The sequence below is a fragment of the Nioella sp. MMSF_3534 genome (assembly GCF_030732985.1).
Taxonomy (GTDB): Bacteria; Pseudomonadota; Alphaproteobacteria; order Rhodobacterales; family Rhodobacteraceae; genus Nioella.
Genome location: NZ_JASHJX010000085.1, coordinates 1 through 7,326, shown reverse-complemented (window position 1 = coordinate 7,326; position 7,326 = coordinate 1). Strand labels below are relative to the sequence as shown.

The 7,326-nt window shown below is 66.2% G+C and carries 8 protein-coding genes; 7 read left to right on the top strand and 1 reads right to left on the bottom strand.

Annotated elements, in window-relative coordinates; all coding sequences use genetic code 11:
* Window positions 1-86 precede the first annotated feature (86 nt).
* Window positions 87-614, bottom strand: coding sequence for a bifunctional adenosylcobinamide kinase/adenosylcobinamide-phosphate guanylyltransferase (gene cobU / locus RBB16_RS20200; protein WP_306047833.1), 528 nt, complete (start codon window positions 612-614; stop codon window positions 87-89).
* Window positions 615-690: 76 nt separating this feature from the next.
* Here cobU and RBB16_RS20195 point away from each other — a divergent pair, with 76 nt between their 5' ends.
* The 7 genes from RBB16_RS20195 (at window position 691) to RBB16_RS20165 (ending at window position 7,289) form a co-directional block, all read left to right on the top strand.
* Window positions 691-1,569 (top strand): RNA polymerase factor sigma-32, encoded by an 879-nt coding sequence (locus RBB16_RS20195; protein WP_306047832.1) that lies wholly within the window; start codon window positions 691-693, stop codon window positions 1,567-1,569.
* A gap of 50 nt (window positions 1,570-1,619) precedes the next feature.
* On the top strand, window positions 1,620-2,420 hold the full coding sequence (locus RBB16_RS20190) for a ChaN family lipoprotein (protein ID WP_306047831.1): 801 nt from the start codon (window positions 1,620-1,622) through the stop codon (window positions 2,418-2,420).
* A 404-nt stretch (window positions 2,421-2,824) separates the two neighbouring features.
* Window positions 2,825-4,024: a bifunctional phosphopantothenoylcysteine decarboxylase/phosphopantothenate--cysteine ligase CoaBC gene (gene coaBC / locus RBB16_RS20185; protein WP_306047830.1), complete on the top strand. Its 1,200-nt coding sequence runs from the start codon at window positions 2,825-2,827 to the stop codon at window positions 4,022-4,024.
* Window positions 4,025-4,070: 46 nt separating this feature from the next.
* Window positions 4,071-4,538, top strand: a complete 468-nt coding sequence (dut, locus tag RBB16_RS20180) for a dUTP diphosphatase (protein ID WP_306047829.1) — start codon at window positions 4,071-4,073, stop codon at window positions 4,536-4,538.
* Complete coding sequence (locus RBB16_RS20175) at window positions 4,538-5,587, top strand: HesA/MoeB/ThiF family protein (RefSeq protein ID WP_306047828.1); 1,050 nt, start codon at window positions 4,538-4,540, stop codon at window positions 5,585-5,587. The genes dut and RBB16_RS20175 overlap by 1 nt, the downstream gene beginning before the upstream one ends.
* Before the next feature lie 60 nt (window positions 5,588-5,647).
* On the top strand, window positions 5,648-6,442 hold the full coding sequence (locus RBB16_RS20170) for an ABC transporter substrate-binding protein (RefSeq protein WP_306047827.1): 795 nt from the start codon (window positions 5,648-5,650) through the stop codon (window positions 6,440-6,442).
* A 46-nt stretch (window positions 6,443-6,488) separates the two neighbouring features.
* Complete coding sequence (locus RBB16_RS20165) at window positions 6,489-7,289, top strand: amino acid ABC transporter permease (RefSeq protein ID WP_306047826.1); 801 nt, start codon at window positions 6,489-6,491, stop codon at window positions 7,287-7,289.
* Window positions 7,290-7,326: the final 37 nt, after the last annotated feature.

Below are 7,326 nucleotides of genomic sequence, written 5' to 3'. Positions count from 1 at the left end.
CCCCCCCCCCCCCCCCCCCCCCCCCCCCCCCCCCCCCCCCCCCCCCCCCCCCCGGGTCGACGCCGAAGGCGGCGAAATCCCTCTGGTCACGGGGCCTCTCCCTTCAGCACAAGCGGCAACCCCGCCATCACCGCCACGACCAGTCCGGCCTCGGCCGCCAGCCGCTGGTTCAACCGGCCCTGCGCTTCCCGGAACGCCCGCGCCAGCGCGTTCTCCGGCACGATGCCCTGGCCGGTTTCGTTGCTGACCACCACGACCGGCGCAGGGCAGGCCTTCAGCGCCGCAATCAGCGTGTCAGCCTCCGCCTGCCAATCCCGCTCGGACAGCAGCAGGTTCGTCAGCCAGAAGGTCGCGCAATCGAGCAGCACGACATCACCCGACCCAAGACCATCCAGCGCCCCCACAACGTCGAACGGCGCTTCAACGGTGCGCCAGCCATCGCCTGCGCGCATCTCCTGATGGGCGGAGATCTTGGCGCGCATCTCGTCATCGAAGGCCTGCGCCGTGGCGACATAGACCCGCTGCCCGCCATGGTCGCGCACCAGCGCCTCGGCCTGGGCGGATTTGCCGGACGCGGCCCCGCCGATCACCAGTGTCAGTCCGGGCAAAGACATTTTTTCCTCCCCAAAAGTGATCCGGCCGCAATTCCCGACCGTAACCCTCGTGAATGCAAGCGAACAGGAGCGCGTTATGGCACTCGACTTTGATCCTGGCCAGTCTCTTTCCCGCCACGCACGGGCAGCGGAGCTGCTTGATGCCGACACGGAACGCGATCTCGCCATCGCCTGGCGCGATCACCGGGACGAGGCAGCGCTGCATCGCCTGATCACCGCCTATATGCGCCTGGCCATTTCCATTGCCTGGAAATTCAAGGGCTACGGCGCCTCGATGAACGACCTCATCCAGGAGGCAGGGCTTGGCCTGATGAAAGCCGCCGATCGTTTCGACCCGGACCGGGGTGTGCGCTTTTCGACATACGCGGTGTGGTGGATTCGCGCCGGGATGCAGGATTTCGTGATGCGCAACTGGTCGATGGTGCGCACCGGGTCGACATCTTCGCAAAAGAGCCTGTTCTTCAACATGCGGCGTGTGCGCGCCCGGCTGGAGGCTGATGCCGCGGCGGAAGGTGTGGAACTGGATTCCCACCAGCTGCGAGAGCAGATCGCAACCGAGATCGGGGTGGCGCTGAAGGACGTCGAACTGATGGAGGGCCGCCTGGCCGGGTCGGATTTCTCGTTGAACGCCCTGCAATCCGATGGCGAAGAGGGCCGTGAGTGGATCGAGACGCTGGAAGATGACGGTGAACAGGCGAGCGAGCGGTTCGAGCGCGAGAAGGATGGCACGCGCCTGCGCGAATGGCTGGGCGATGCGCTGGGCACGCTGACGGAGCGGGAACAGAAGATCATTGCCGCGCGAAAGCTGACCAACCCGGCCCGGACGCTGGAAAGCCTCGGCGAGGAACTGGGCCTGTCGAAAGAGCGCGTGCGCCAGATCGAGGCAGGCGCCTTGCAGAAAATGCGCCGCAAGCTGGCCCCCCGTGAAGAGGAACTGCGCGGGATGATGGGCTGAGACAGCCTGTCCGCTTGTCTGCGCCGGGCCTTGCGCGTTTGCTGTATGCCATGAAACAGCGTTTTGCGATCCTTGTGCTGTGTCTGTCAGCCTGCGCGGCTTGGTCCGCCCCTTTGGCGGGGCTGGACCAGCTCCGCGGTGCGGATGTAGTGATCCTTGGCGAGGTACATGACAATCCCGCCCATCACCTGTGGCAGGCCGAGGCCGTGGAGGCCCTTGCCCCCGCGGCGGTTGTGTTCGAGATGTTGTCACCCGACCAGGCGGCGCGGATCACACCCGATCTGCTGGCCTCTCCCGATGCATTGGCGGCTGAAATCGGGTGGGATCAATCGGGCTGGCCAGAGTTCGCATTGTATCAGCCCCTGTTTGCAGCCCTGGGGGAGGCCATGATCTTCGGCGCGGCGCTGCCCTATGAGGATGTGCGTGCGGCGGTGAGTGAGGGGGCGGCTGCACGGTTCGCGGGCGACCCGCAGGCGTTCTCGCTCGATCAGCCCCTTCCCGAAAATCAGCAGGCGCTGCGCGAAGAGATGCAGGCCGAAGCGCATTGCAATGCGCTTCCCGCCGCGCTGCTTCCGGGCATGGTCGAAGCCCAGAGGCTACGGGACGCGGGCTTTGCCGCGAGGGTGCTGGCGGCGCTGGAAGAGACAGGCGGGCCGGTGGTGCTGATCACCGGCAATGGCCATGCGCGCACCGATTGGGCGGTGCCCGCGATGATCGCAATGGCCGCGCCAGAGGTGGCGGTCGTGTCGGTGGGGCAGTTCGAATCGGGGCCTGAGGGCGAGATCCCCTTCGACCTGTGGCGCGTGACAGAACCCGCCGAGCGGGACGATCCCTGCGCGGCGTTTCAGTGACGGGCCTGAGGGTCTCGGAGGTTGTGCTGCCGAGGGCGCGATTGCGCCGGAACGGGCAGGGAAGTGAAGCGGCGCCGCCTCGAAAAGGCGCGCGGGCTGTCGGTCTTCGTGGAAGCTTCCGGGTTTTCCCCCGTCCGCCTGCACCCTTGTCAGGGGTGGTCTGAGGCATCGGGAGGGACCGGGCCACGCTGTTGCAGTCGGTTAACCGGTGGCCAGACTGGCATAGCTTCCTGAAGATAGGATTAACCGGGGCGCTGTTTGTCCGACGGGGATTTCGCTGCGCATCGCGCATCGACCCGCGCGGCCCGTTCCGGGCCGCGACCTACCGGGCTTTCTGTCGGCTTGTGATGGGGGAACGGGGCGACTAGGTTGAGCGTCAGAAAATGACAATGGGCGGAGGCCCCATGCTGGCGGACAAGCGCATTCTTCTGATCATCGGTGGCGGTATCGCGGCCTTCAAATCGCTCGACCTGATCCGCCGCTTGCGGGAACAAGGCGCAGAGGTGGTGCCCGTCCTGACCCGCGCGGGCGAGGAGTTCGTGACGCCGCTTTCCGCCTCGGCCCTCGCGGCACAAAAGGTCTATCGGGATCTCTTCGATCTTACGGATGAGGCTGAAATGGGCCATATCGAGCTTAGCCGTGCCGCCGATCTGGTCGTTGTTGCCCCCGCCACGGCGGATCTGATGGCGAAGATGGCGAATGGGTTGGCGAATGATCTGGCTTCGACCCTGTTGATGGCCACCGACAAGCGCGTGCTGATCGCGCCCGCGATGAACGTGCGCATGTGGGAGCATCCGGCGACGCAGCGCAACCTGGCGACGCTGCAGGGCGACGGGGTTCTGGTGGTCGGCCCTGATGAAGGTGCGATGGCCTGCGGCGAATTCGGGCCCGGGCGCATGGCGGAGGTGCCCGACATTGTGGCGGCCGTGAGCGCGGCCCTGTCGGATGGGCCGCTGAAAGGGCGGCATGTGCTGGTGACCTCCGGCCCCACCCATGAACCGATTGACCCGGTGCGCTATATCGCCAACCGGTCCTCTGGCGCGCAAGGAACGGCGCTCGCTGCCGCGTTGCGCGATCTTGGGGCATCGGTCACGTTCGTAACCGGGCCTGCGAGGGTCGCTCCGCCCGCAGGCGTGAAGGTGGTCAAGGTCGAAACCGCGCGGGAGATGCTGGAGGCGGTTGAGTCCGCGCTGCCCGCCGATGCCGCGGTCTTTGCCGCCGCCGTGGCCGATTGGCGGGTGGCCAACGCGACCGACCGCAAGATGAAGAAGACCGAAGGGGCGGGCACGCCCGCGCTGGAGTTTGCGGAAAACCCCGACATCCTGAAAACCGTGTCTCAAATGTGTGAGGGGCGGCCCGGCCTCGTGGTCGGTTTCGCCGCCGAGACCCATGACGTGGAGGCGAATGCCGCCGCGAAACGCGCCCGAAAGGGGTGTGACTGGATCGTTGCCAATGACGTCTCGCCCGCCACGGGCATCATGGGCGGGTCGGAGAACAAGGTGGCCATCGTCACGGCGGAGGGCGTTGAGGACTGGCCGCGCCTGTCGAAGGAGGAAACCGCCCGGCGGCTGGCGGTGCGCATTGCCGAGGCGCTGGCGCGGTGAGGCTGCCTCCGGCGGGAGTATTTGGGCCAAGAAGAAGGTGCAGGGGATGACGCTGACGATCCGGGTGCTGCGAGAGGACTGGGCCGATCCTGCCGTGGGCTTGCCAAGCTATGAGACAGCGGGGGCGGCGGGGGCTGACTTGCGCGCGAATTTTCGGCCAGAGGATCGGACGGCGGGCATGGTGCTGGCCCCGATGGAGCGGCGGATCGTGCCGACGGGACTGCGCGTGGAAATCCCGGAAGGGTATGAGATGCAGATCCGGCCCCGGTCGGGCCTCGCGCTGAAACACGGGATCTCGCTGCCCAATACGCCCGGCACGATTGACAGCGATTATCGCGGGCCTTTGGGGGTTCTGCTGATCAACTACGGCACCGAACCGTTCCCGATCGCCCATGGCGACCGGATTGCACAGGCAATCGTGGCCCCTGTGGTTCAGGCCGTGTTCGACGTGGTCGAAGACCTGTCCGATAGCCACAGGGGCGCGGGCGGGTTCGGTTCCACGGGGCGCGGCTGATGGGGGTGGTTCTGGCCATGGCGGCGGCGCTTTGGGGCGTGGGCTGGCTGATGGGCGCGCCGATACGGGCGCGGCTGGTGATGCTGCTCGTGCTCTACATGGCGGTGCTGCTGGTGCAGGTGGCCTTGCCCGAGGCGCATCCCTTACGGGAGGGTACGGGTGGCTCGGCGGCGCCCTGGCTGATGCTGGGCGGGGTCGTGGCGCTGGTGCTGGCCTATCGCGAGGGGCTGCGGCGGTTGCGGGCGCGGGCAGAGGCGGTCGAGGGCGCGCGCGAAGCGGAGGCGCCGAAACAGACGGGCACGTTCTCGGGTGAGGAGCTGGACCGCTACGCCCGCCATATCACCCTGCGCGAAGTGGGCGGACCGGGGCAGAAAAAGCTCAAGCAGGCCAAGGTTCTGGTCGTGGGGGCCGGGGGGCTGGGATCGCCGGTGCTGCTCTACCTTGCGGCGGCGGGCGTGGGCCGGATCGGGGTCATCGACCATGACGACGTGGACCTGAGCAACCTGCAACGCCAGATCATCCATACCGACCAGTCACAGGGCGTGCCCAAGGTGTTTTCGGCCCGTGAGCGGATGCTGGCGCTGAACCCGCATGTGGATGTGCGCCCCTATGACCGGAAGCTGACGGCGGAGATCTCGGAGGCGCTGTTCGCCGAGTATGACCTGATCGTCGACGGCACCGATGCCTGGCCCATCCGCGACCTGATCAACCGCGCCGCCATCGCCACGGGCAAGCCCGTCGTCTCTGGCGCGATTTCCGCCTGGGAGGGGCAGGTGACCATCTATGATCCCGCCCGTGGCGCACCCTGCATGGCCTGCGTCTTCCCCGATGCGCCCGCGCCGGGCATGGCGGCGACCTGTTCCGAAACCGGGGTCATTGGCGCGCTGCCGGGTGTCATTGGCGCGATGATGGCGGGGGAAGTGGTGAAGCTGATCGCGGGCGCGGGCGAGCCGCTGCGCGGGCGCATGCTGATCTATGACGCGCTCTATGCCGAAACCCGGCTGATCACCATGAAACGCGCTGAAAACTGCCCGGTCTGCAGCGGCTGACCCTTGCGTGTCGCCAAGGCCGCGCCATACTGCCCCGATAACAAACAGGGAGTCTTTCCAATGAAACGCCTTGCCGCCGCCGCGCTGGCCCTTGCCACGCTTGTCCCCGTATCGGCCCTTGCCGACGGCCATATGCCCAATCTCGAAGGCCGCGAAGTGGTGATCGTCACCGAAAACGCCTATCCGCCGCTGCAATTCGTCGACCCCAATACCGGCCAGCCCGCCGGGTGGGAATATGACGCGATGGAGATCATCGCCGAACGCCTGAACATCACCGTGGTCTATGAGACCATCAGCTGGGATGCGATGATTGCCGCCGTCTCCGAGGGCCAGTTCGACATGGGCATGACCGGCATCACCATCCGCGAGGACCGGGCCGAGATGGTCGATTTCTCCGACAGCTACATGACCAGTCAGATGCGCATGCTGGTGCGGGCCGGGGAAACCCGGTTCACGGATGCCGAAAGCTTTGCCGCCGATGAGGATTTCCTGATGGGCAGCCAGGCGGGGACGACACCCTTCTATGTGGGCGTCTACGAGGTGCTGGATGGCAACGAAGCGAACCCGCGCATTCAGCTGTTCGAAACCTTTGGCGCCGCCGTTCAGGGCCTCCTGACCGAGGATGTGGACATGGTGCTGACCGATTCCACAGGTGGCGAGGGCTATGTTCGTGCCAACCCCGATCGGCTGGCCATCATCGGCGATCCGCTTGGCACCGAGGATTTCGGCTTCATCTTCCCGCGCGGGTCTGACCTGGTCGGGCCGATGAACGCGGCGATTGCGTCGATGCGCGAGGATGGCACGCTGGATGAACTGAACCAGCGCTGGTTCGTCGATTACAGCTTTGGCGGCTAAGCCGTCTCTTGCCCCGGTTCGCATAGGGCCGGGGCCTTTCTCGCGCATGATCCCTTCCCCCCAAAGCGACAAGGATTTCCCCTGGTGGCTGCTCGCCGTGGCCGGGCTGGGGCTGTTTGCCTTCTGGCAGGTGCTGGCCGATGATCAGTACCGGCAGGTTCTGACCACCCTGCAGCGGGGCATTGGGATCACGATCTTCGTGACCTTCGTGGCCTTTTTCGCGGCGGCCTCGGTGGGGCTTGGGCTGGCGCTGGCCAGCCAGTCGCAGTCGCTGATCCTGCGCCAGTGCGCCCGCTTCTACGTGGAGGTCATACGGGGCATCCCGATCCTTGTGCTGCTGCTCTACGTGGCCTTCGTGCTGGCCCCGGCGCTGGTCGCGGGCTGGAACTGGGTGGCGGCAGAGGTCGGGCTCGACCCGATCCGCACCCGCGATTTCAGCCTGCTTTGGCGGGCGATCCTGGCGCTGTCCATCGCCTATTCCGCCTTTCTGGCCGAGGTCTTCCGCGCCGGGTTGCAATCGGTCGACAAGGGCCAGATCGAGGCCGCCGAGGCCCTTGGCCTCAACCGCCGCCAACGCTTCCGCCATATCGTCTTTCCGCAGGCCATTCGGGTGATCCTGCCGCCCTTGGGTAATGATTTCGTGGCGATGGTGAAGGACAGCTCTCTGGTCTCGGTCCTGGGCGTGCTCGACATCACCCAACTGGGCAAGGTCACGGCGGCGGGCAATTTCCGCTACTTCGAGACCTATAACGTGGTCGCGCTGATCTACCTGACGATGACGATCACCCTCTCGCTCGGCCTGCGCCAGGTGGAGAAATCCTTGCGCAAGGGCCACTCGGGCCGCTAACCCCGCATTAAGGTTAACGCCCCCCCCCTTCTTCTTG

What these genes read in the sequence shown, in the direction of transcription:
- RBB16_RS20175 (WP_306047828.1), top strand. Translation starts at nt 4,538, where the DNA reads ATGGGGGTGGTTCTGGCCATGGCGGCGGCGCTTTGGGGCGTGGGCTGG.
- cobU (WP_306047833.1), bottom strand. Translation starts at nt 614, where the DNA reads ATGTCTTTGCCCGGACTGACACTGGTGATCGGCGGGGCCGCGTCCGGC.
- RBB16_RS20190 (WP_306047831.1), top strand. Translation starts at nt 1,620, where the DNA reads ATGAAACAGCGTTTTGCGATCCTTGTGCTGTGTCTGTCAGCCTGCGCG.
- coaBC (WP_306047830.1), top strand. Translation starts at nt 2,825, where the DNA reads ATGCTGGCGGACAAGCGCATTCTTCTGATCATCGGTGGCGGTATCGCG.
- dut (WP_306047829.1), top strand. Translation starts at nt 4,071, where the DNA reads ATGACGCTGACGATCCGGGTGCTGCGAGAGGACTGGGCCGATCCTGCC.
- RBB16_RS20170 (WP_306047827.1), top strand. Translation starts at nt 5,648, where the DNA reads ATGAAACGCCTTGCCGCCGCCGCGCTGGCCCTTGCCACGCTTGTCCCC.
- RBB16_RS20165 (WP_306047826.1), top strand. Translation starts at nt 6,489, where the DNA reads ATGATCCCTTCCCCCCAAAGCGACAAGGATTTCCCCTGGTGGCTGCTC.
- RBB16_RS20195 (WP_306047832.1), top strand. Translation starts at nt 691, where the DNA reads ATGGCACTCGACTTTGATCCTGGCCAGTCTCTTTCCCGCCACGCACGG.